Raw genomic sequence first — 24,752 nt, forward strand, 5'->3', positions numbered from 1 at the left:
ACTGCTAAAATAATCCACCCTGAATGCCTGGTTTTAATTTACCCAGGTGTTTATAGGCTGCTTCGGTTACCTCTCTTCCTCTTGGTGTGCGCATAATAAAGCCTTGCTGAATTAAAAAAGGTTCGTAAACTTCTTCGATAGTCTCAGCACTTTCACTTACGGCAGTGGCTAAGGTGGTAATCCCTACCGGACCACCTTTAAATTTATCAATTAGGGTGGTCAGGATTTTATTATCCATTTCATCTAATCCGTGTGCGTCTACATTAAGGGCTTTTAAGGCAAATCTTGATATTTCTATATCTATTTTACCGTTTCCTTTAATTTGTGCAAAATCCCGAACGCGTCGTAACAGGGCATTTGCAATCCTGGGCGTACCCCGGCTTCGCCCTGCAATTTCTATAGCAGCTTCCATCGTAATCGGAACTTTTAGGATATGGGCGCTACGTTCTACGATCGTGGATAAAAGTTCTGTCGTATAATATTGTAGACGAGATTGTATCCCGAATCGTGCTCGCATAGGTGCGGTTAATAATCCGGATCTTGTGGTGGCACCTACCAGGGTAAAAGGATTCAGATTGATCTGAACGGTACGGGCGTTAGGTCCACTTTCGATCATAATATCAATTTTATAATCTTCCATCGCAGAATATAAATATTCTTCTACAATAGGGCTTAACCGATGAATTTCATCAATGAATAGCACATCCCGGTCATCCAGGTTTGTTAATAATCCGGCCAGATCGCCGGGTTTATCTAGAACCGGACCGGAAGTTACTTTAATGCCTACCGAAAGTTCATTAGCTAAGATATGGGCAAGGGTGGTTTTTCCTAATCCCGGGGGGCCGTGAAAAAGAGTATGATCGAGGGCTTCACCTCTTAAATTGGCTGCCTGTACAAAGATTTGAAGATTTTCTAACACCTGATCTTGCCCGGTAAAATCTTCAAATTCCAGGGGGCGTAAGGCTTTTTCAATATCTAATTCTTCTTTAGAAAAATTTTCTGTTGAAGGATCCAGGTTTTCATTCATAGCATCATAGCAATTCTGATCTTACAAAGATACTGGAAAAGATAGGGTTTTAAAAAGGAACAGATTGTTGTTATCGATTGAAATACATAAGTATCGGTAAAGATTTAAGATCACTATCGCTTTTAGAATACAAGATTAAGACTAATTACTATACTATTGAAAATCAATATTAGAATATTATGAATGTAAACATGTCAAATTACTTTCTAAAAAGTAAAAAGCGACCTGAAATGTATCGGGCCGCTTCATATGTTATATTAGTTGATGTTATTATACTACTTGTTACTCTTAGTTTTTAATAATCTTTCTGGTGATACCTTTATTATCTTCTGATTTTACAGAAACAAAATAAACTCCTGATGGTAAATCATTGATATTAATAGACATGGTCTCTTGATTACTTAGAATTTCTCTTTTAAGTACTCCTAAAACATCATAAATCTTGATAACTTCGTTGTTGAATACACCAGTTATGTTGATTAACTCATTGGTAGGATTAGGGTATATAGAGATGGCATCTTCTGGCGTAGCACTTCTGTTTGTCGGATTATATCCTTTCACGTATATCTTAAGAGGAACTGCCGTAGGCCTACCGGTTAGTCTATCAGACATAAATTCATTGAACACCACATATTTACCTCTTTTATCTGTTCTTAGGGTTCTTCCATTTAAGAATTCTCGCCTCAATCTGGATGCATTCCCAAAATTATAGGTTCTTTGTAAGGTAGGTTCCAGTTTTGGCGTATAATGTGCAAACTGGGTGCTACCAGCCTGATCAGTGACCGTTCCACGAATAGTAAATTTAAAATCTCTGTTAACATCAACTTCATCATCCATATTACTACTTTTCTTAAAAGTAACTTTAGCCCTAGGATCAACCTTCATATTCTTTACGACGATCTGATTACTGGTGTTGTCTTTATATGGTTTGAAGTTACGAGGACTATCCTTCCACTTTACATTGTTATAAATAAACCGGGCGTTCTCATTATTTTGTGAAAAGTTAGGTTTAGCATTTACGTTTACTCCTACTCTTTCATAATTATAAAAGGTTACATTGTTAAAATTAATATTGTCAGAATTGGTTTGAGTAAGTACACCGGTGGATTGCGAACTACCCCGCATACCATGAAATTTTGAGTCTTTTACTAAATAGCCAAAATTAGAAGAGATATACGCTCCAAACCTATTTGAATTCCATACGACCATATTGGAAACTACAGAAAGTACTCTATTAAAAGCACCTGTGACTCTACCCTGAGATTTAAAGCCGTCACCGCAATTAAAAGCTCTATTGCCGTCAAATCTAATTAAGGGTACTGCTGTTCTAACCACATCTTTCGTGAAAGGAAATGGGTTTACTTTACCATTTGCAGCAAATACGCTTGTATCTACTTTATCAGCTACAATGGTGTTTTCACCACTTCCTTGATAATGATAAGCAACCCCCACACTGGAAGCAACATTATTTACCATTTCAACAGCTCTACCCTGCAAACCATACCCTGCGCTTCCTCTAAAATCGTCATCGAGTACAGAACGTGTTGTTCTACGAATCTGAGCTGAAATTGTAATTTCGCCAGGACCAACTTTTTTTCTTTTTTCACCACCTCCGGCAACGTAATTATTACTCCAAATACCGGTCTCAGAACCACTTTCTGCAATCATAGAACCTCCTGATATTTCTAAAACTACATTTTCTGAAAAATTAGCATGACTATCATGGTGAACCATTCCCCAACCTGGAGATCCCCATACTACATTTCCTGTTGCTTGTATTAAGCGACCTTTATTTTTACCTCTTAAGGATTTATGGAAATGAAGTGCATACCGGCCTCGTTGATTTTCTATCTTAGAAGGATTGTCTTCCATCTTACCTTCGACCATATTGGGGAAATCAATGTCTGCATTGTTACCAGTTCCTGATAATACCGGCACTCCCAGTTTAAAATCGTCAAGAATGTTACTTTTATCGGTTCTTCCTAAATCTTTAAATAAGGCATTTTTAACGTCTACATCCCCATTAAACATAAACATGACATGACCCCGTCTGGTAAGGTTTTCTTCAATACCTGTAAAAGCTGATCTTACTACTATATTTCTGGTCAGGTTTGCTGTATAAGTAAAGTACCTTTTACCATCCAAGGTCATTCCTTTATGATCGTACTTTATATTCCGATCAACTTCAACAATTCTTCCTGAAATTGATTTGATAGCAAAGGTTTCATTTTCTCTACCCTTAGTTCCTCCTAGTACTATAGAATCTCCTACTCTCCATCCCCAAGGGTTCTTTTTTAAGGTGATCTTACGTTGATTTTTTAGGACATCCTTACTACATTCGGAAAAGTCTAATTTATTAATACCGTTAATCCTAACCTTTCCCCATGTCATTAAAGTAATAGAGGCTTGTCTTGGATCCCAACCATATCTTCCTAATACCCCCGGACCGTCATTTGGAAACCTCTTACCAAAATGATCAGTTACTCTTTTTCCATCCGAATAATGAGCTTTTGCTCTGTTGTTCCATGGAAAACCACCTATCTGACCTTTCTTTTTTCTTTCAATATCAAAGGCTTTTAAAATAATTTCTATGGTACCATTTGAGTTTTGACCTGCATTTATATTCAAATAAGAATCTGCTGAATTTACAAAAGTATCAACGATAAGCTTTCTCTTCTTTCGTTTAGGGGAAAAAAAATGAAGGGTTCCGTCATTTCTGATGGCAAATATATGAGCGTCGCTATATACGTTATAGTTTACAGTAGTGCCTTTAGGAATTAATACTATTGAAGAGGTGGTTGGTACTTTCTTGCTACTCCATATGGTAGGATCGTTCCAATTCCCACTTTTTTCTGCTTTATGTGTAACCGTATTATTTGGTATTAACTTTTCAAATTGAGCCCTACCTAAAAAAGAAGTGCAAACTAAAGTTAAGAACAACAATAGACATTGTCGTAAGGTAAAGATTTTCATGATTTTAACTATTTAAGTGTTAATAAAAACCAAGCCTTTAAAAATTCAACTACATTTTTTAAAAACAACATTAGTTAAATGTTTGTCTTAAAATACCTGAACTTTTACTAAGTCAGATTAGCATCTTTTTATGGCTTAATCAAAAGTTGATTAAATTTTAAAATATTACATCTAAGGAATTATAAATTTGGGGTACTGCACTACCAGTATATTTATAAAATAATTTAATAAGTGGTAAAGATAGTTAATTATTTCTAAAATCGCTATAATTTGATTACTAAATAACTGTAATTCAGAAAGATAAAGGTAATACTCCCCGTATTTTTATAGTCTTGTATATCTAAAAAAAAATATCGAGGATATAAAAATCCTCGATATTTATTCCAAAGCTAATCGATATACTATTACCTACCAGCTTCTAAATTAGCAGTTTATCCTTTAATTGCAGAACTATTCTTTGATCAGCTTTCTGATAACACGCGTATTATCTTCCCTAAGAATATTCATTAAATAATATCCTGAAGAAAACTGACTCATATCAATAGTTGTAGTGGCATCTTCTTTTACTACTACTTCTTTTTGAAGCATCCCTAATGTATTATATACCTTAACAATATCACCAACTACCAATCCGGTTACATTTACAAGGTCTTGAGTTGGGTTTGGGTACATGCTTATTTCAGCATTACCATCCTCCAGTGCTTTTCCACTAGTGTAGGTAATTATCAATTGCGGAGCAGCTTTTTTACCATGTTCTTTTGATGCAAAAGCAAAATCATTTCCAGAAACTGCGGTTAACAATAAGGATATTTTTCCTTTCTTCATTAATCCGGTTTTTAATTCTATGCTTTTCTTTTCATTAAGACCAAACTTTCCACTAAAGCTACCTAATATACCTAAAGATGCAGGTTTGTTGCTATTTGATAGATTATTTTCTGTCCAATTAACCCCTTTTCCTACATTTACATTTAATTTACCAGCACCCGGATCTCCTTCAATCTGGAAGGTAAGTTCCGCTTTTTTAATTTCACCTTTGATGGCAGATAAATCATACATTAGATAGGCGGTTCTTCTTCCTTTCTCTACACGAACTATGTTCGTATTATAACGAGAAGTTCCCTGTAGATACGCATCATGAATTGGCTTTAAAGTTACCGTATTCGTTTTATTACCATTACCTGTTCCCGTATTTTGAGATTTAGAAACTGTTACTTTATCTAGGTTAAATAAATATCCAGCTCCTCCTTTGAACATTAATTTTAATGCTTTTTTACCTTTTGATAAAGAAACATTTTTGCTATAAGTTTTATAGTCATGCCATTTTCCATTACCGGGAACGGTAATTGTTCCTACTTTTTTAGCACCTTCCATAATATCTATAGTTCCCCCTTTGGTTCCGCTAGAAGCAAGAACTTGAAAACTATAGGTTCCGGCAGAGGTTACCTCTACAGCATACTCTGTAAAGTCACCATTGTTGATAAAGCCTAAATTCTTACCACTTCCTCCCGGAGTGTTTTCAACGACAACATTTCCTGATTTTTTACTAAAAGCTTCCGCTTCAAAAGATCCGGGAATTGCTATACCAGTAACAGGATCAGGATTCGTAGTTCCCTTTTTCTTTCTAGTAACTGTAATTGAATTATTAGATACTGAGAATTTTCCGGTTGATAAACCTTTTCCAGAAACATTCTTTCCTGAAAGATTTAGGTTACCGGTATAAGACAATCCGTATACTCTACAAATTCCTACTGATGTTCCTTCAAAATCATGAGAAGAAGCTTCTGTAGTTAAAATTTTACCGGCTGCATCTGTAATTAAATAAATATATTTAGAATTCTTAGGTGCTGTGCTTGTATTTTTAAAATTAATTACGTCAGGATTGTTATCCCCGGTAATGGTAGTAACAGCAACTTGTCCGCTAGCCGTGGTTACTCTACCACCGTCTACTACAGGAACGTTAGTATTTCCACAATTTATTAATACCTCAGCAGGACCAGTTCCTACAGGTTTTGTGTAAGCTTTGGATAATACAAATTTATCGATCTGAAAACCGTCTTCTCTCATTGAGAAAGAAATGGTATGAACTCCGGCAGTAGGAACCTCTAAGTAAATTTTTCTTTCTTCCCCACAATGTTTAGCAGGCGTACGTTGCTTGCTTTCCCAAGTCCATTGTTTTTTTCCATTACACCACTGCATTCTGGCTCCTGTTGCCGGCCATTTTCCGTCAAGACCAACGTGAATTCCGTTATCCTCAGAGTTGGTTGACAAGGCTCTTACCCAAACAAAATATTTCCCTGGGCTACTAAACCTCACTTTATAATTAAGAATGGCCATATTACCGGGAGTCGGAGAATAATTTTCACCTATAATCAACGGGTCACCGTGAGTTACTCTGGTATCTGGTAACAATTCTAAATATTCACCACTACTAGCACCAGGATGAACCGGATCCGGGTCTGGCTTAGGAAGGGAACCACTGGTAGAATTGTACCATCTTCTTTTACTTGTTAAGGTTTGACTAGCAAAGTGTTCTGCTTCTACAGCAATTACTCCATTCTTTTCAATAGCTACACAGTTATCTGTAGGTGGTTCCGGATCCGGATCCGGATCTGGATCTACACTTCCACCAGTAATCCCTTTACCGATAAAATCTTTTAGTTTCACCTGATTACCGTTTTCATCATTTTTAATTAAAAACCAAGTCATTCCGGCATCAGACATATCAGGTTTACCGGTTGCCTGCATTCTTTTATATACCCATCTGATAGATTCATCCTTGTGGTTAAGCATCCAGCTCCAATAGCTCCACTTATTCGCAAGACCATTTGTATTAAATCCGAAATTGGCTTGATTTGGCCCATTTTGATCTCTAAGGTCAATAAACTTAGGAGAGTTAGGTCCTTTAAATTGCGCTTTCATTTCTGGCCAGGTAGTCCCTCTATGGTAATCCCACTGTCCGGGGTTTTTATGATCTGAATGTCCTTCGTTCCAATCTGAATGAGAGATAAGAGTTACAAACTTTCGTTTATCAGCTTGTGCTCTTTGTAATCCCCTTGCCACAACTTCCGTAGGCCCACCGATAATGATAAAAAGCGGATTGGATGCAGAAGATTTATTTACCTCATCTCGCACTCCATTAAATGCAGCCTCCTGGTTATTTATAGCCTCAATGAATTTGGTTTTTTTAAAACCCCATCTATTTCTGGCACCTTTAATACTGGCATCCATTTCCTGAAGACCTGGAGAATTATTTAACCAGATATGATCACTGTACGTATATAAAGCAAGTTTATCCTGTAAACCTGCCTTGGCAAGCATCATAAGGGAAGCGGCAGAAGCTGCCCAGTCATCCTTATCATGTGCATTACCATCTGAGCTTATCGCAATTCTACCTTTTGAAAAAGGAATTTGCGCATAAGCATCACTACCCAGGAAAATCATGAGTAGCATTAATAAAAAAATTGTTTTCGTGTGTTTCATAATAATGTAGTTGACGATTAAAATTTGTAGTTAATTTTTAATATTGTATTCCTAATGGAAAGGGGGAGTAAATCTTTATATTAAGAGTTAATTAATTTCTGATCTCCAGAACCCTTTATCTTAAGGCTTTATAATTTCATATAATTGGATTATTTACCTGTTTTAAAACTAGTGTCTTTAATATCTATTATTCTTCTTTATTAAAATTGTCGCTTAGAAAGTAGCAAGCAATAAACGCTACGCTTGTTATCTTTTGGTTTTCAAAAAAAGCTGTTTTACTATTCTTTTATAAACTGTAACTTCCCTTTCCCAGCTATTGAGGCTATATAGACCCCCGGACTTAGTTCTGATAGATCGAATGATTCTTCTTCGCTTCCGGCAATTCTCTGATTAAGGGTTTTTCCAAGAAAATCATATATGGTAATGACTGCTCCTTCTTGTATATTAGAAATGGTAAGGTTATTCTTTACCGGATTGGGTGACATTACGAATTGCGTATTAGAATCCAGAACTTCTGTATTTTTACCACTAGTTGCAGATGTTATTTTCCACTTCTGATTTACGTTATTACTACTATAATTCCAGATTTGAACATTCGCATTAGTAGTTCCTGATCTTCTATCTAATCCCATTTTCTGGCAATGAAGTGGTTTTAATCCAAAACTAGCACCATTCTTTACTATTCTCCATTTCTGATGGTCACCCCTGGCAGCAGTCCAGGTAGCTACATTTTCACTGTTTCCGCACCCTGCAAAAGGTACTTCCATAAATCTTTTAGTGCCTTTATTTTGTATAGTATAAATATTATTACCCAAATGTTTAAACTCCCATTTTTGGAAATCCAACCCAAAGGGTTTCATCATCTCTACGTTGTGAGCATTGTCACTTCTAGACCTTAATCGTTGAGTAGAGGTCGTAGAAGATATATAATAAGTACCATTCTTTATGAACTGACCCCCTTTATCATTATCATTGTTGTTATTATTATTGGAAGAATTTCCGGTGTCCTCAATCGCATTAATTCCTGCGGTCCATCTGGTACCATTGAGTTCATACGCACCTATATCAGGTGAGGCTCCTTTGAATTTTTTAGAAAAACCTTTAATAACTCTTCCTTTATCCACCACGGCGCTGTTTTTCCTTGGCATAAAATTTCTACCTTTTACATTTTCAAAGGGAGAAGTTCCGGAGATCACATTATTTTTTATATCGAAGGCAGGTGCTTTATACCAATCTCCTACGTTGGAGTAATTGTTATAAATTCGGTTATTTTTCTGAACATACCCATTTACCCAGGAACCCATTGCTCGTCCGGAATTCCAAATGGTATTATGAAAGAAATCAAGATTCCAATTCCCCCAGTTTACCTGGTATCCGGACCAGGATACATTCCAGATTACATTGTGGTGAACTTTTACCCCTTTACTATTATTATCTAGATAGATTCCAGCCGCTTTTCCATCGGTATAAGAAGGAGCCTTAGCATCGTGAAACCAGTTATGGTGAATTTCGGTTCCTTTTAATTCGTCATTCCCCACCATATAGAATAATCCGGAATCACTATTAATTCTTTCCGCATAAGATACATCGTTATAGGCAACTTCAGAATTACGACCTCCTACGTACATCCCATCTCTACCGGAATTTCTAATTACGTTTTTCAGAACCTTCATGTTCTTTGCCTTTGTTCTGATAGGAGAAGAATGAATACCCAGGTAATTCGTATTTAAAACCGTATTTTGTTCGATCCTTGTATTGGTTTGCCTATTATTATTGCTAGGAATTAGTATGCCATTATTAGCACAATGATTAATTAAACAACCTTTTACCAAAGTATTAGAACCAAATACCTCTATGGCCCCTTCACCCAGACTTGCATTAATATTATCAAGCCTATCATAACCTTCATTTCCATGGACTACTTTATTATTTTGGAAAATATTATGGTCACCTTGTATTCTTATGCTACCTCCGAAGAAGTTGATTCCTTCTATTCTAACATATTTACCTTTAATTTGGGCGGTGTACCTACTTTTAGCTACCTCAACCGTACCCCGAGCTGGAATCTGCCCATTTGGTGTTTGAAAATATAAAGTTTTAGTTTTACTATCATAATACCATTCTCTGGCATAATCTAAAACTTCTAATTTATTAAATAGAAACAATTGTCCTCTACCACCTTTACCTCTATTCAAAGTAGGGTTATGTGGCCTGAATGGCCAGTTATTAACATTTACTCCTGTGTGATTTATTCTTCCTGGAGAAGATCCTGTAATTTTTCGTGTCCAGCTCGTTCCGGAATGTCCTCCCAAATAGTAAACTAAACCACCCTTCCAGTTAATATTAGGAATGCCGTCTACTAAAAAAGAAGACCCACTTCCGCCTTTTACTTTTTTACAATCTATGGTCCAGCGATTGTTATCCGTATTGTTAGGCCATCTTGCCAAATCCATATATTCCTTTTTAAAATATACGGCATTTAACCGATCTAAGCCCATAGCCACATTAGCTTTGTAAATACTGCCTTTATGTTTTGTCCAGTTATTTACTTTTTTTGTAGCGTTAATGTAAACCTTATCGCCCGGAACCGCTTTAAAAGTTAAATAATTACCGGGGGCTCCACTTCTACCAATATTCAATTCCTGCTCGTAAGTACCGGCTTTGATAAAACATGTATCTCCGGGGGACATCACGGAAACAGCCTTAGCAAAAGTGGCAAAGGGTGAATTTATGGTACCGGAATTACTATCTTTTCCATTAGGTGCTACATAAATAGTTTTAGAAAAGACTGAAAAACTATTGACTGTAATAAGGAGAAGTATAATTAAATACGTAGTTGTTTTCATAAAAAGAGTTTGTATAATTAGTTGAGAATGTGTTATTAGTTGTATGTATTGAGTAGTCTTTTTTTAATTTGATATTTAAATTTTCAACATAAAATTGAATAGCACGTTTGTTTATATCATATCCAAGAAATGAACGCTGTACATTGTATGTATTATCCAAGTTCACCAAATTCGTTTGAGAATATGTATAGTTAATGTCTATGAAGAAAACGATAGTAAGTATGAAGAGCATATGAAAACCCTTCAGTTTGGCTTGAAAATAATGTATATTTTGAGGCATTTTATACTTTCTACTTATTAAAACAGTCAATATGTCTATGTTAAATTAAGTTAACAACAAGGATTTGAATTTTATGTAAGTATTTCATCAGAACCTGATCGAAACTAAACTTAACGAGATTCACCTTCAAATTATGTTAAAACCTTAACTAATGAAGGTAAGATCATCCACTTCGAAATTAGAAAAAAGCATTTAACCTATTTGACCTATTATACTATTTGAAAGAAGCTTACTAGAATTCGTAGTTTCTCATATATTATTCGTTTAATTATTATAATATTATAAATTTTACTATATAATTATTAATAATTCAATAAATAGCTCCTGTAGTATTTAAGTCAAAGATTATAATTCCCTTAAAAAATCAAATTTTAACTAGATTGGATATTCTTTTATTACAAAAGTTAATAAATCCATTGATTCTTTATGCGAATTGTTAAGGTTATAATAATTTTTGAATAAGTATTTATACAAATTTCACCTTATTTTAATAGCAATTATCCAAAATAAATGCTAATCTGATGATAGTGTTATAGAGAATCCATTTTTTTTAAACTATCTGGTTTTAATGTTCCCCTTATCAAAAATTGTAAAAAGAAAAACATACTTAGGAAGTCCACCGTGTTTAAAATTGCAGCAAAGAAGTGGCTTGATACATACAATTCATGGATAGGTACCATAGCATTTACAACAATAGAACCAGTAGCTGAAACACATAGAAAGAAAGCATGAGTAAACCTGTTTTTTATATATACTATAAAACAAACAATTAAGTAAGAAAATAAGCTAATTAGAATTAGAATAATGAAACCTATAGATTCTTCTAACTTTACAAAAACCATTTGCAAAATGGATATAGTCAAATATGAAATTAAAAAAATTGTGACAATTGCGGGTATACTTATTAATTCTTTAATTTTCCAACTTTTAAATGGTGCGTAAGGAGTTAGTAAAAAAATATTAAGGAAGTAAAAAGACGATAATAAAAAGCCAACTATCTTAAAATTTATTTCAAAATTTTGAAGAACAAAAGCATCATTCACTGCAATTATTAAAATGGTTAAAGGAAAAAGCCAATGTACCTTTGCTTTATTTTCGATATATAGATATATAAGTGAGAAACCGGATAAAGGTTTTATGATAAGTAAGAGTTCATTACCTCCTAAAAAACCACATAACAATAGCGTAAAAACAGTGCAATAACAAATAATATGTGCGGGAGTATAAAAACTCAAAGTGAATACTTGTATGTATTAAAATTCTATAAAGGTAGTTCCTTAACTTAGATAAGTGATAATTGAGGTATGATTTTAACGCTTTACGAATATTTATCTTTGTAATTATCCTGAATTTTGAAGCTATCTTTAAAAGCAAAGCTATGAATACTTCTAAAAATTCTCCTTTATCAAATAAAAATCAAAGTGAACAAAACGAACCTGCATCTATTTCGTTTAAACAACATCTGGAAAGCAGATCAAATTTTGATTATCTAAATCCTGATCAAAAAATAATAGATGAAAAACGGGAAAATAGATCAGAATCAATTGATGACGACATTGATACCCTGTTATAAAATGAAAGTATCCTTTTGTTATTAATTCCATCATGATATTAAGTGGATTATAATCATAAAATATTAGTGTCTAGTAAAGAATCAAGATCCGCCTGCGGACGGGTAGGCCGATATCGCTTCCAGAATCAAGAATCAATACTAATCATTTTAAAAAAGTTAGAAAGCAACCTTTAAATACTTTAAAGGTTAAAAATGCCTATTTTACGCTACATTAGATACTTTTATTTGTTCTAAACGGACATTAATGATACTAAAAAAGTCTTTTCAAAATGAAAAGACTTTTTTAGTAATAACAACGTTCGTTATGTATGTGTATACTTAATGATTTAATTCTTCTTCTTTATCTTGAAGTGGGACTATTTGTGGTATAAAGTCTTGTCCTGGAATTACATACTCCCCATCTTCATTTGTTTTACTATAGTCATATGCCCAACGATAAACAGATGGAATCTTACCTGGCCAATTACCATGAATATGTTCTACCGGAGTAGTCCATTCTAACGTATTTGATTTCCATGGGTTCTGTACTGCTTTTTTACCGTAGAACATAGATCTTATAAAATTGTACAAGAACAATAATTGACCTGCGGCTGTAATCATAGCGAAGACAGAAATTAATACATTGGTATCTGCCAAATCGTCAAAATACGGAAAATAGCTATTCGTATAATACCTTCGTGGTAATCCCGCCATGCCTATAAAATGCATTGGAAAAAAAACTCCATAAGCTCCAATAGCCGTTATCCAGAAATGGGCATATCCTAAGTTTTTATTCATCATTCGCCCGTACATTTTAGGAAACCAATGATATACTCCTGCAAATAATCCGTAAAGTGCAGAAATACCCATTACTAAATGGAAATGCGCTACTACAAAATAGGTGTCATGTACGTTAATATCCAGCGTACTGTCTCCTAATATTATCCCGGTTAATCCTCCGGTAATAAAAGTAGAAACCAATCCTATAGAAAATAACATAGCCGGATTCAATTGTAAATTACCTTTCCAGAGGGTAGTAATATAATTAAAAGCTTTTACTGCGGAAGGAATCGCAATTAATAAGGTAGTAAAAGTAAATACGGAACCTAAAAATGGATTCATTCCGGAAATAAACATATGATGCCCCCATACAATAGTAGATAAAAAAGCTATTGCCAAAATAGATGCAACCATTGCCCTATATCCAAAAATTGGCTTTCTTGCATTTGTAGCAATAATCTCAGAAGTAATTCCTAACGCCGGTAATAATACAATATAAACTTCCGGGTGTCCTAGAAACCAAAATAAATGTTCGAATAATACCGGTGAACCTCCCTGGTTGTGTAAAACTTCTCCCTGAATGTAAATATCACTCAAGTAAAAAGAAGTTCCAAAACTTCTATCCATTATTAATAATAATGCAGCAGATAATAATACTGGGAAGGATACTACACCAATAATCGCCGTAACAAAAAATGCCCAAATAGTTAAAGGCAAACGAGTCATTGACATTCCTTTGGTACGCAAATTAATAACCGTAACTACGTAATTCAAGGAACCTAACAAGGAGGAGGCTATAAAAATAGCCATAGATACCAACCACAAGGTCATCCCTAATCCGGAACCACCAATAGCTTGAGGCAAGGCACTTAACGGCGGATAGATTGTCCATCCTGCAGAAGCAGGCCCTGCTTCAACAAATAATGAGATAACCATGATTACACTACTGGTAAAAAACAACCAATACGATACCATATTTAAAAATCCGGAAGCCATATCCCTTGCACCAATTTGCAAAGGAATTAATAAGTTACTAAAAGTACCACTTAGTCCCGCCGTTAAAACAAAGAACACCATGATAGTACCATGAATGGTTACTAAGGCCAAATAAATACTAGGATCCATTACGCCTTCCGAACCAAATTTACCTAACAAAACCTCAAATATGGTAAATTTATGATCTGGCCATGCTAATTGTAATCGCATCAACAACGACATAGCAATACCTATGATACCCATAATCAAACCAGTAACTAAATATTGCTTAGCGATCATTTTATGATCCTGACTGAAAATGTACTTTGTAATAAATGTTTCTTTGTGGTGATGTGCGTGATCATCGGTATGGTCTTCCGCATGATCAGGTGCATGTGCTATTACTGACATATCGCTAATTTTTTTTACTTTAATATACTACTTTTTCTTTTTCTTTCCTAACAAAATTAATTACTTGCTTGCGCAGATAATTCTTCTTTAAACGTTTTTTGTTGCTTCATCCATTCTTCATACTCTTCTTCAGATTCAACCACTAACTTCATTTGCATATTATAATGAGAAGCACCACAAATTTTATTACATAACAAGTAGTAATCAAATTCATAAGATTCTAAAGGCTCCTCTCCGTTAGCAGTAAGCTCTTTACTTTTTTCTCTTCTAATTTTATTTATAGTAGCAACCTTATCGATCATAAATTCTTTTTCACGCATATCTTCGGTAGTAAGTACGGGTGTATATGAAAACTCTGTAATCATTCCCGGCACCACATTCATTTGAGCTCTAAAAAAGGGCATGTAAGCAGAATGTAATACATCTTGTGAACGCAATTTAAATATCACTTTTCTTCCTACTGGCAGATGTAATTCATTTGATATTACATCATCGTTTCCGTAGCTATCAGATTCGTCTACTCCTAAGGTATTTACCCCCTCGATAAAACGTACGTTTGCTTTTCCTAAAACGTTGTCCGCTCCTGCATAACGGGTTCTCCAATCAAACTGATAAGCGTATAATTCTACTATTAACGGATCGCCTTCCTCTTCGTCAATATTCATAATATCCGTCCAGGTAAATAGACCGTAGATAATTAAACCTGCCAATACGATAACCGGTATAATAGTCCATATAAATTCTAATTTATCATTATCTGCATAAAATAAAGCTCGGTTTGTTTTTTTTCCTCGGTATTTATACGAGAAAAAGTGTAATAAACCTTGAGTGATTATCTGCACAAACATGATTAAAACCATGGATATAAACATCAAATTATCATATTCTGAACCATGTTCTGATGCAGCCTCAGGAAGAAAAAACGAACGATAGTTTATAAAACAAAAAATCATCAGGGCATACAAGAATATGACGAATCCGAACATCATTTTCCCCTGCCTATTATTATCCTCATCATTAGCCACTTCAGAATTGTCCGTATTCTTTACTGAAGACAATTTGAATATTTTAGACATTTGCCAGATGGAAATACCTATTAATGCTATTACTACTATTGTTAAAAATACAGTCATTTTATAAAACTCCTTTTTTTGCCTTTATACTTTTATTAATAATGGAAATGCTTACTTTCTTCTATAAACGGATTTCCTTTTGCTAATAATGGTGCCTTAGTTAACGCTGAAAATACGATAAACAAAAATAATCCTAAGAATAATAATACCGCACTTACCTCAGGTAAACCGATAAACCAGGATTCTCCTACGGTTGCAGGCATCACCATGTTGTATACGTCTATATAATGACCGCAAAGTATCACTACTCCTGCCATTACTACAAACCAATTGATTCTTTTAAAATCACTATTCATCAATAATAGTAATGGAAATAAGAAATTCATAACTAACATACCAAAAAACGGCAGCTTATAATCTTCTATTCGTGTTATATAATAGGTTACTTCTTCAGGAATATTAGAATACCAGATCAGCATAAATTGAGAGAACCATAAATAGGTCCAGAAGATGCTAATACCAAACATAAATTTTGCCAGGTCATGAATATGACTATTATTTACAAAATCTAAATATCCTTTGGACTTCAAGTAAATGGTAATCAATGCTATTACTGTAATTCCGGAAACAAACAGACTGGCAAAAACATACCATCCGAACAAGGTACTAAACCAATGCGGATCAAAACTCATGATCCAATCCCATGACATCATAGATTCTGTATAAATAAAAAATACAAGAAAACCCGCGGCAATCTTAAAACTCTTTTTATACCAGACATTACCAGCACTATCTTCGTCCTGCTTTCTAGAATACTTTACTGCAAAATGACGGTAGATGCACCATCCGGCCAAAAAGATAGCAGCTCTTATTACTAACCCTGTTCCGTTAAGCCAACCTGATTTTCCTTGTATCAATTCATCATGTGCTACTACTTCCGGGTCTGCCCAAACGAATAAGTGGTTTATATGAAAACCGGATAAAGCTAAAATTACAAACATGATAATACCTCCGGGTAATAAATAAGCGGTTATCGCTTCCATAATCCGAAACAATACCGGAGACCAACCTGCCTGAGCGGCAAACTGTATTGCATAAAAGACTAATACTCCTAAGGCAATCATAAAGAAAAAGAAGGCAGCTATATACAAAGAAGCCCAGGGTCTATTCTGCAATTGGTGTAGGATATGTTCGTAATGCTCATCTTCGCCATGTGCATCTTTTTGATTATCATTAGCGGCTTTATGAGTATTTCCTTCAAAGGCACCATTTGGTTTTACATCATCATGCACAACCGCATCTGTTTTTGCATGATTTTCTACCTTACCAAGGGCAACTGGTGCATGATCATCTGCATGTCCGTCATGAGACGCCATAATTTCTTTAACATCCTCAATAGAACTGGGGGCAGCAATAAACCCTGCTATTAAACCAATTGCTCCAACAACTACTAAGATGATGGAAAATAATTTTATTTTACTAGATATCGTATACATAAGATATATATCGTTGAGCTAACTATTATTTAGATGTTGTTTTTGATTCGTTTGCAGCTTCTTCAAGATCGTCTACATTCTTTGAATTAATAGGGGGGCTCATTTTTTTAAGTCCTTCCTGATCTACAGATACTGAATCAATGGTATTCTTTATTTTATCGTCTTCTCTAGGAGTTTTACCTTCTAAATCTGCCTTTAATTTTTCTACATAAGCAACAATTTGCCAACGTTCTTTTTCATTCGTTTGAGAAGCATAAGATCCCATAGAATTGATACCATGATACATCACATGATAAATACTACCTTCGGTAATTGCTCTTCCCTGATCATCATAACTCGGTACACCTAGTATTTTCTCCGTTTCTACCAGGTATCCCTTACCGTTCCCTTTTGCACCATGACAAATAGCACAATAGATATTATACAATTGTCCGCCTTCCGCTAAATTATCTTCGGTATATTTAATAGGGTTTTTAAGACTTGCTTTAGCAGCCTGATACCCTTCTGCTGAGTCCGGATAATCATAAGGTAACCAATCACGAGGTACAGAACCTTCTACCGGTAACTTAGCTTCTTGTTCATTTTCAAAAACCTCATATTCGCCATAAGCCTCATATCCTACCGGACGATACATATTAGGCATATATTGAATATTCCTATCATTACTGTCCTTACAAGAAACTGCAAACACTAGTATTAAGAGAAATGCGATATTATAAGTTATATTCTTCATTATTTTCTAATGCTTATCTTCTTGCTTTGTTACCACTTTGATTTCTACTGCTCCGGTATCACTTAGGAACTCCGTCAACTTATTTACGTCATGATTTGCTGCATCCACTTCCATTAAAAAATGATCATCAGTAGTACGAACATCCGGATTTTCTGCTTTTTTAAACGGCCATAACTTACTTCGCATATAGAATGTAATTACCATTAAGTGCGCCGCAAAAAACACCGTTAATTCAAACATAATTGGTACAAAGGCCGGCATATTTTCTAAAAAACTAAAACTTGGTTTCCCTCCAATGTTTTGAGGCCAATCTTCAATCATAATATAATTCATCATCGTAATAGCCACAGTCAAACCAACACAACCGTATAAGAAAGCGGTAATTGCTAACCGCGTATGTGGTAAGCCCATTGCTTTATCCAAACCATGAACCGGAAATGGAGTAAACACTTCTTCAATATGATAGTGTTCCGCACGAACTTTTTTAACGGCATCCATCAGGATATCGTCGTCTATATATAATGCATGTATCACTGTAGATGCCATACTCTTAATTATTATTTTTTAAATTTTGTGCTTGTCCTGCCCAATCATCTCGTTGTGCCCTTCCCGGAAATGATCCGGTTATTGCGTCTAATAACCTATATTCGGTGGCTGTCATTCGACTTACCTGACCGTAGGTATAAATACCTAACTCGTTTAATTTAACTTCCATTACCGGACCTACTCCATTGATTACTTTTAAATCATCGGCTGTGTGCATCGTAGGATCATACGTACCCACATTCTGTAATAAAGTCTGGACGTTTGCATCCTTTTCTTCTGAACTTAACTCCTGTACAATAGCTTCTGAAGAAACCGTAGCTCTTCCTTTTGGTAATTCGTCTCTATGATCTTTACCGGCTTCTCTCAACTTTTTATATTTTTCTCCGGAAGATTTTAATATGGATTTTACTTCTGCCTGTGCTATCACCGGAAAGGTTCTGGCATATAACAGGAATAAAACAAAGAAGAAGCCGATGGTGCCAATAAAGATACCAATATCTACAAAAGTAGGAGAGAACATTGTCCAAGAAGAAGGTAAGTAATCCCTATGTAGCGAAGTAACAATAATTACAAAACGCTCAAACCACATTCCTATGTTTACCACAATAGAAATTATAAAGGAGAACATAATACTTCTTCTTAATTTTGGGAACCACATAAACTGTGGTGAAAATACGTTACAAGTCATCATTGCCCAATATGCCCACCAGTAAGGTCCTGTAGCCCGGTTAAGGAATGCATACTGTTCGTACTCTACTCCGGAGTACCAGGCAATAAATAATTCGGTTATATAGGCAACTCCAACAATAGAACCCGTAATCATAATTACAATATTCATTAATTCTATATGTTGAATGGTAATATAATTTTCCAGATTTGATACTTTACGCATGATAATTAAAAGCGTGTTTACCATTGCAAATCCCGAAAAAATTGCCCCGGCCACAAAATAAGGCGGAAATATCGTTGTATGCCATCCAGGAATAACTGAAGTCGCAAAATCAAAGGATACAATAGTATGTACGGAAAGTACTAAAGGTGTTGCTAATCCTGCAAGTACCAGAGATACTTCTTCAAAACGTTGCCAATCTTTAGCTCTTCCGCTCCAACCAAAAGAAAGTAAACTGTAAATTTTCTTATTAAATGGTGTTATTGCCCGATCTCGAATCATAGCAAAATCAGGTAACAATCCTGTCCACCAGAAAACCAGGGAAACCGATAAATACGTAGAAATTGCGAATACATCCCAAAGTAACGGAGAATTAAAATTCACCCATAATGAACCAAACTGATTAGGAATTGGTAATACCCAATAAGCTAACCAGGGTCGACCCATGTGGATAATCGGAAATAAACCTGCTTGGATTACTGAGAAAATAGTCATTGCTTCTGCAGAACGGTTAATTGCCATTCTCCACTTTTGACGGAACAATAATAGTACTGCTGAAATTAAAGTACCTGCGTGTCCGATACCTACCCACCATACAAAGTTGGTAATATCCCAGGCCCAACCAACGGTTTTATTAAGTCCCCATACACCAATACCTGTAGCAACAGTGTAGGTTATACAGCCTAATCCCCATAAGAAAGCAATAAGTGCGATAGAAAATACAATCCACCATGATTTATTAGCTTTACCTTCTACCGGGGCAGCCACATCAATCGTAACATCGTGGTAAGTTTTATTCCCGGTAACTAAAGGCTTTCGTATAGGTGCTTCGTAATGAGACATATCCTTTATAATTGATTTTTATTCTTTTATTTATTAAATTAAGCTTTGCTGGTATTTCTAACCTTAGTCTGATAGATTACGTTAGGCTTTGTACCCACATGCTCTAATAAGTGATACATTCGATCATCATTCTTTAAAGCGTATACTTCACTTTCTTTATCATTGATATCTCCAAAAACCATAGCATTAGAAGGACATGCATTAGAACAAGCGGTTTGAAATGCTTCGTCTGCTACCGGTTCTCCTGCCAGCTTCGCATCTAAGATGGTCTTTTGTGTCATTTGAATACATAGCGAACACTTTTCCATGACCCCTCTTGAGCGTACCGTTACATCCGGATTAATAACCATTCGTCCTAAATCATTATTCATATGGAAATCAAACTCATCGTTTTGATTATATAAGAACCAATTAAAACGTCTCACTTTATAAGGACAGTTATTTGCACAATACCTGGTACCTACACATCTATTGTACGTCATGTGATTTTGACCCTGACGACCATGAGCAGAAGCTGCTACCGGACATACAGTTTCACAAGGAGCATGGTTACAATGTTGACACATCACCGGCTGAAATACTACCTGCGGATTATCGTCAGGCACTTCCATTTCGGCAAACTCTGATAACGAACTTCCTAAACCGGACATCTCTTCTTTTTTAGTGTCGTCTAAGTTAAATTCATCTTCAGAAGAGTAGTATCTATCAATACGTAACCAGTGCATATCCCTGGATTTACGCACCTCTTCTTTTCCTACTACCGGTACGTTATTCTCGGCATGACAGGCAATCACACAAGCGCCACAACCTGTACAAGCATTTAAATCTATTGAAAGATTAAAATGATGTCCTACGGAGCGATCAAATTCATCCCATAAATCTACTTCGGGTGAAGTTACTTCAAATTCAATATGATTCTTGCTTACTTCCGGCATTACATTCCAATACGCTTTATCTTTCGTATTGAAAACTTCTAGGGTAGTTTCTTTGACAATGTCACCTCTACCCATCAGGGTATTATGCAATTGTACACAAGCAAATTCATGAGTACCTTCTGCTACAGTTATCTGCGCAGCTTGTACGTCTCTAAAATCTTTATATAAAGGATAGGCATTGACTCCTACCTGCATTACTTCTTTTAATCCTTCTTTTTTACCATAACCTAGTGCTAATCCGGCTGAACCCTTAGCTTGACCCGGTTGAATAATTACCGGTACGGTTACAGAAGTTCCGCTAACGGTTACCGTAGCATAACTTCCATTTAAGGCTCCATTAGCCACATTTTCATTCTCCAGGCCTAGAGTTTCTGCATCTGCAGAAGATAGCGTTAAGTAGTTGTCCCAGGAAGTTCGGGTAATAGGATCCGGCATTTCCTGTAACCAGGGATTATTCGCCTGTTGTCCGTCACCCAAAGATGTTTTGGTATATAAAGTCAACTCTATATTCCCTAATTTTTTAGCACCACCTAATCTTCTTAATGCTCCGTTTACATCCGGATTTCGGTTGACCACCGTAGCAAGAGGTGCTTCTGTATTTGTAGCTTCTTCGCTACTATTATTACTAGTTTCAGCAGGAATAACTTCGGATTGCGGAGTAATTAGTGTTGCAGAAGTATTACTTTTAAAAACACCGTCTTGTAAAGCCTGACTCCAGGAACCTCCTCCTAAAATACTATTCCAGCTATTTTTAATATAATCATTATAACTTATGGATTTATCCGTCCATTTAAGCAAACAATCCTGAAATTGCCTAGTATCAAATAACGGACGAATAGTAGGCTGTACCAAACTATAAGATCCTTTCTTAAACTCTACATCACCCCAAGATTCTAAATAATGAGGAGTGGTTGCTATGTACTGACATAGGGACGATGTTTCATCCTTAAACATACTAAACGCCACAGATAGTCCTACCTTACCCATACCAGTTTTAAATTCTGTAGCATTGGGCAAGGAATATACCGGATTAACGCCAGCAATAAATAAGGCTCCAATAGCTCCGGAGTTCATCTCTTTAACTAATTGCTTCACTCTATTAGCATTTCCCTGTCGAGTGAGCTTAGGCGTATCCTGATTAAAAGCCCGGCTATTAATAGCTTTATTAATTGCTAAAACTAATAACTGCGCATCCGTGTCCTGTAAACCCGTTACTACCAACGCATTTCTGCCGGCTTTTTTAATATATTTAGCAGTATCTACTACTTCTTTATCTAAGTTTCCGTCTAATGCTCCTTTGCTACCCGCCCCGGTAATATAAGTATAAAGCGCCGCTAAAACTTGCTTTTGCTGCGTAGGCGTTGCCTGTATTCTTTTATCCGCATTAGCTCCACTTAAGGTCATATTTGCCTCAAACTGAATATGCTTGGACATTTTACCATTTCTAGGAACCTTTCCTTGAGAATATCCGGACTTATAGCCACCTCCCTGCCAATCTCCGATAAAATCCGCCCCTACACTTACAATAGTTTGTGCTTTGGAAAAATCGTAGTCAGCTAGCCCCCGAACTCCATACATTTGTTCATATGCGTCTATTGCTTCCGTATATGAAACCGCATCATAAATTACATGTTCAACATTCGTATATCGATTGCTAAACTCAGCAACTAATTTGGCTGTAGAAGGACTTGCAAAAGTCGGAGTTAAGAAGACAATTTTCTTACCCCCTAATCCGGTTAATTTTGCACGTATTTCTCTATCAAGAGTATTCCAATCGGTTTCTTTACCTTCTTTTAATGGCGTTCTTAATCGGGTATTATCGTATAATCCAAGTACGGAGGCATGAACTCTTGCATTAGCTTCGCCACTATCCGTAGCACGATCATTACTTTCTATTTTAATAGGCCTGCCTTCTCTGGTTTTAACCAAAACACTGGCAAAATCAAATCCGTCTGCTATAGTGGTTGCGTAATAATTAGCAATACCAGGCACAATCCGCTCCGGTTGCACTACATATGGGATTGATTTGATAACAGGACCTTCACAGGCAGCTAACGAAGCAGCCACTGTACTAAAGCCAACATATTTTAAGAAGTCACGACGGGAAGTACTTGAAGTATCCAGGGTTTCTTTATCTCCCAGAAATTCTGAAGTAGGAATATCCTGTGTAAATTCATTTTGTTGTAGCGTCTCAACAATAGGGCTTTTGTCTTTAAGCTCCTCAACACTTTTCCAGTATTTCTTGTTTGATGACATATATTTAATATTAGCTTCTTTTAATTTATTACGCTATGGTAAGCGTTAATTTTATTTAGTAATGACACTTTCCACATTCCAGCCCGCCCATTTGAGCCGCTGTTAATTGCTCCACGCCATATTTCTTAGAAAGTTCCGCATGAATTTGGTCATAATACCCACTACCTTCAATATTCACGTTAGTTTCCCGGTGACAGTTGATACACCAGCCCATAGTAAGTGGCGCATGTTGATACATAACTTCCATCTCTTCTACCGGGCCATGACACTTTTGACAGGTAATATTTGCTACCGTTACGTGTTGTGAATGGTTGAAATAAGCAAAGTCTGGTAAATTATGAATTCGTACCCATTTTACCGGTTCGGTTTTACCAGTATACGATTGCGTATTTTGATCCCAACCTACGGCTTTGTATAATTTCTTGATTTCCTTATCATAAAAAGCTTTGGAATATTCTTCAGTTGCAGTAGTCTCTGCCACCTCAGCGATAGCCTTATGACAGTTCATACAAACATTTAAAGAAGGAATTCCGGAATGTTTAGAAACCCTTGCAGAAGAATGACAATATTTACATTCGATCTGATTGATACCTGCATGAATTCTGTGAGAGTAGTGAATTGGTTGTACAGGCATGTATCCTTGATCAACCCCAATCTGCATCATTGCTCCGTAAGCAAAATAGGCACTCCCTAGAAGTACTACTATGACGGTAACAAAAACTAAAAACTGATTCTCTATAAAAACTTTCCAAATCGGTTTTCTAACTTCTTTCTGAGGAAGTTCTACTCCATTAGCAACTGCAAAAGATCGTAAGGTTTTATTAACTAAAAATAAAACGCTTACTAACATCAAGAATACTAATGCCAGCGCTGCTAAAATCAAATTATTAGAAACCGAAGAACCTCCTCCTATAGCAGCTCCTCCGTCTCCAGGTCCCGCAGCAGTTTGAGCTTTTTCTGCTTTGGGTACCATAACATAAGCTAAAATGTCATCAATATCCGTATTGGATAATTGAGGAAAAGCATTCATAGCTACTCTATTGTACTCTTCATAGATTGCATTTGCCTGTGCATCTCCCGAAGCAATTAAAGCCGAACTATTTTTAATCCATTTGTATAACCATTCCTTTTCCCTTCTTTCAGTTACTCCGTATAATGCCGGACCTACAGCTCGGTTATATCGTTTATGACATGCCGCACATAAGGATTTAAATAAAGATTCTCCTTTAGCTATATCACCAGCAGATTCACCTTCAACCGCATCTGCTTCTTCAATCTTATCCTTAGCTGCTACATCACTATCATCCGGAGCTTCAATAGCATCAGCTTCTTTAATCTGTTCTTGAGCAAAAACCAGGTTGTTGGAAAGAAATAAAAAGAAGGCTCCTAAAAATAAGAGGCTACAGACTGAATACCGGTGTTTAACCTTTTTCATATAATACTTTGAATTATCGTCTATATTTTGGTATGATTTTTTCTATTTTTTTAGTAAAAAATAAACAGCATTCACACATTTTAATTCGACAGCAAAAGTAGTACATAAAGTCGATTTGAGAAATGTTAGAGAAGTGTTAGATATTAATTTATAATTATTCTAAATAATGATTAAAGTGGTAGATCATTATTTATGTTTTAACTTTGTAAAACTTTATAAAAA

At 35.7% G+C, this 24,752-nt stretch carries 13 protein-coding genes; 1 reads left to right on the plus strand and 12 read right to left on the minus strand.

All coding sequences use genetic code 11. The features are described from left to right. Nucleotides 1-4: 4 nt before the first annotated feature. The 4 genes from ruvB to NBT05_RS01780 all read right to left on the minus strand — a co-directional run bounded on the left by ruvB (nt 5) and on the right by NBT05_RS01780 (nt 10,326). The gene (ruvB, locus tag NBT05_RS01765) at nt 5-1,027 is read right to left on the minus strand and encodes a Holliday junction branch migration DNA helicase RuvB (RefSeq protein WP_265771705.1); all 1,023 of its coding nucleotides are present in this window, start codon (nt 1,025-1,027) and stop codon (nt 5-7) included. A gap of 288 nt (nt 1,028-1,315) precedes the next feature. Next, a complete protein-coding gene (locus NBT05_RS01770) occupies nt 1,316-4,000 on the minus strand; it encodes a T9SS type A sorting domain-containing protein (protein ID WP_265771706.1) in 2,685 nt (894 codons plus the stop codon). A 450-nt stretch (nt 4,001-4,450) separates the two neighbouring features. Continuing rightward, nucleotides 4,451-7,480 (minus strand): carbohydrate-binding protein, encoded by a 3,030-nt coding sequence (locus NBT05_RS01775; protein WP_265771707.1) that lies wholly within the window; start codon nt 7,478-7,480, stop codon nt 4,451-4,453. 278 nt (nt 7,481-7,758) lie between these two features. Beyond that, nucleotides 7,759-10,326 carry an RICIN domain-containing protein gene (locus NBT05_RS01780; RefSeq protein WP_265771708.1) on the minus strand — a complete coding sequence of 856 codons (2,568 nt, stop codon included), beginning with the start codon at nt 10,324-10,326 and terminating at the stop codon, nt 7,759-7,761. A 1,577-nt stretch (nt 10,327-11,903) separates the two neighbouring features. Between NBT05_RS01780 and NBT05_RS01785 the strand changes: the two genes are divergently transcribed. After that, nucleotides 11,904-12,179, plus strand: coding sequence for a hypothetical protein (locus NBT05_RS01785; protein WP_265771709.1), 276 nt, complete (start codon nt 11,904-11,906; stop codon nt 12,177-12,179). Between the two features lie 318 nt (nt 12,180-12,497). Here the strand turns inward: NBT05_RS01785 and NBT05_RS01790 are convergent, their stop codons facing one another. The 8 genes from NBT05_RS01790 to NBT05_RS01825 are packed head-to-tail and all read right to left on the minus strand — an operon-like array spanning nt 12,498 to nt 24,530. Further along, entirely contained in the window at nt 12,498-14,324 is a 1,827-nt protein-coding gene (locus tag NBT05_RS01790; protein WP_265771710.1) for a cytochrome c oxidase subunit I, read from the minus strand. A 56-nt stretch (nt 14,325-14,380) separates the two neighbouring features. Then, a complete protein-coding gene (locus NBT05_RS01795) occupies nt 14,381-15,457 on the minus strand; it encodes a cytochrome c oxidase subunit II (RefSeq protein ID WP_265771711.1) in 1,077 nt (358 codons plus the stop codon). 35 nt (nt 15,458-15,492) lie between these two features. Next, nucleotides 15,493-16,893, minus strand: a complete 1,401-nt coding sequence (locus NBT05_RS01800) for a quinol:cytochrome C oxidoreductase (protein WP_265771712.1) — start codon at nt 16,891-16,893, stop codon at nt 15,493-15,495. Between the two features lie 25 nt (nt 16,894-16,918). After that, nucleotides 16,919-17,626 (minus strand): c-type cytochrome, encoded by a 708-nt coding sequence (locus NBT05_RS01805; RefSeq protein ID WP_265771713.1) that lies wholly within the window; start codon nt 17,624-17,626, stop codon nt 16,919-16,921. Between the two features lie 6 nt (nt 17,627-17,632). Beyond that, nucleotides 17,633-18,172: a DUF3341 domain-containing protein gene (locus tag NBT05_RS01810; RefSeq protein WP_265771714.1), complete on the minus strand. Its 540-nt coding sequence runs from the start codon at nt 18,170-18,172 to the stop codon at nt 17,633-17,635. Between the two features lie 4 nt (nt 18,173-18,176). Then, a complete protein-coding gene (nrfD, locus tag NBT05_RS01815; RefSeq protein WP_265771715.1) occupies nt 18,177-19,904 on the minus strand; it encodes an NrfD/PsrC family molybdoenzyme membrane anchor subunit in 1,728 nt (575 codons plus the stop codon). Nucleotides 19,905-19,942: 38 nt separating this feature from the next. Continuing rightward, nucleotides 19,943-23,095 (minus strand): TAT-variant-translocated molybdopterin oxidoreductase, encoded by a 3,153-nt coding sequence (locus NBT05_RS01820; protein ID WP_265771716.1) that lies wholly within the window; start codon nt 23,093-23,095, stop codon nt 19,943-19,945. Between the two features lie 55 nt (nt 23,096-23,150). After that, complete coding sequence (locus tag NBT05_RS01825; protein ID WP_265771717.1) at nt 23,151-24,530, minus strand: c-type cytochrome; 1,380 nt, start codon at nt 24,528-24,530, stop codon at nt 23,151-23,153. Nucleotides 24,531-24,752: the final 222 nt, after the last annotated feature.

The organism is Aquimarina sp. ERC-38, assembly GCF_026222555.1.
In the GTDB taxonomy this organism is placed as follows: Bacteria; Bacteroidota; Bacteroidia; order Flavobacteriales; family Flavobacteriaceae; genus Aquimarina.

Coding starts and splice junctions, on each gene's coding strand:
- NBT05_RS01790 (WP_265771710.1), bottom strand. CDS start 14,324: ATGTCAGTAATAGCACATGCACCTGATCATGCGGAAGACCATACCGAT.
- NBT05_RS01820 (WP_265771716.1), bottom strand. CDS start 23,095: ATGTCATCAAACAAGAAATACTGGAAAAGTGTTGAGGAGCTTAAAGAC.
- NBT05_RS01810 (WP_265771714.1), bottom strand. CDS start 18,172: ATGGCATCTACAGTGATACATGCATTATATATAGACGACGATATCCTG.
- NBT05_RS01775 (WP_265771707.1), bottom strand. CDS start 7,480: ATGAAACACACGAAAACAATTTTTTTATTAATGCTACTCATGATTTTC.
- NBT05_RS01800 (WP_265771712.1), bottom strand. CDS start 16,893: ATGTATACGATATCTAGTAAAATAAAATTATTTTCCATCATCTTAGTA.
- NBT05_RS01805 (WP_265771713.1), bottom strand. CDS start 17,626: ATGAAGAATATAACTTATAATATCGCATTTCTCTTAATACTAGTGTTT.
- ruvB (WP_265771705.1), bottom strand. CDS start 1,027: ATGAATGAAAACCTGGATCCTTCAACAGAAAATTTTTCTAAAGAAGAA.
- NBT05_RS01770 (WP_265771706.1), bottom strand. CDS start 4,000: ATGAAAATCTTTACCTTACGACAATGTCTATTGTTGTTCTTAACTTTA.
- NBT05_RS01795 (WP_265771711.1), bottom strand. CDS start 15,457: ATGACTGTATTTTTAACAATAGTAGTAATAGCATTAATAGGTATTTCC.
- NBT05_RS01825 (WP_265771717.1), bottom strand. CDS start 24,530: ATGAAAAAGGTTAAACACCGGTATTCAGTCTGTAGCCTCTTATTTTTA.
- NBT05_RS01780 (WP_265771708.1), bottom strand. CDS start 10,326: ATGAAAACAACTACGTATTTAATTATACTTCTCCTTATTACAGTCAAT.
- nrfD (WP_265771715.1), bottom strand. CDS start 19,904: ATGTCTCATTACGAAGCACCTATACGAAAGCCTTTAGTTACCGGGAAT.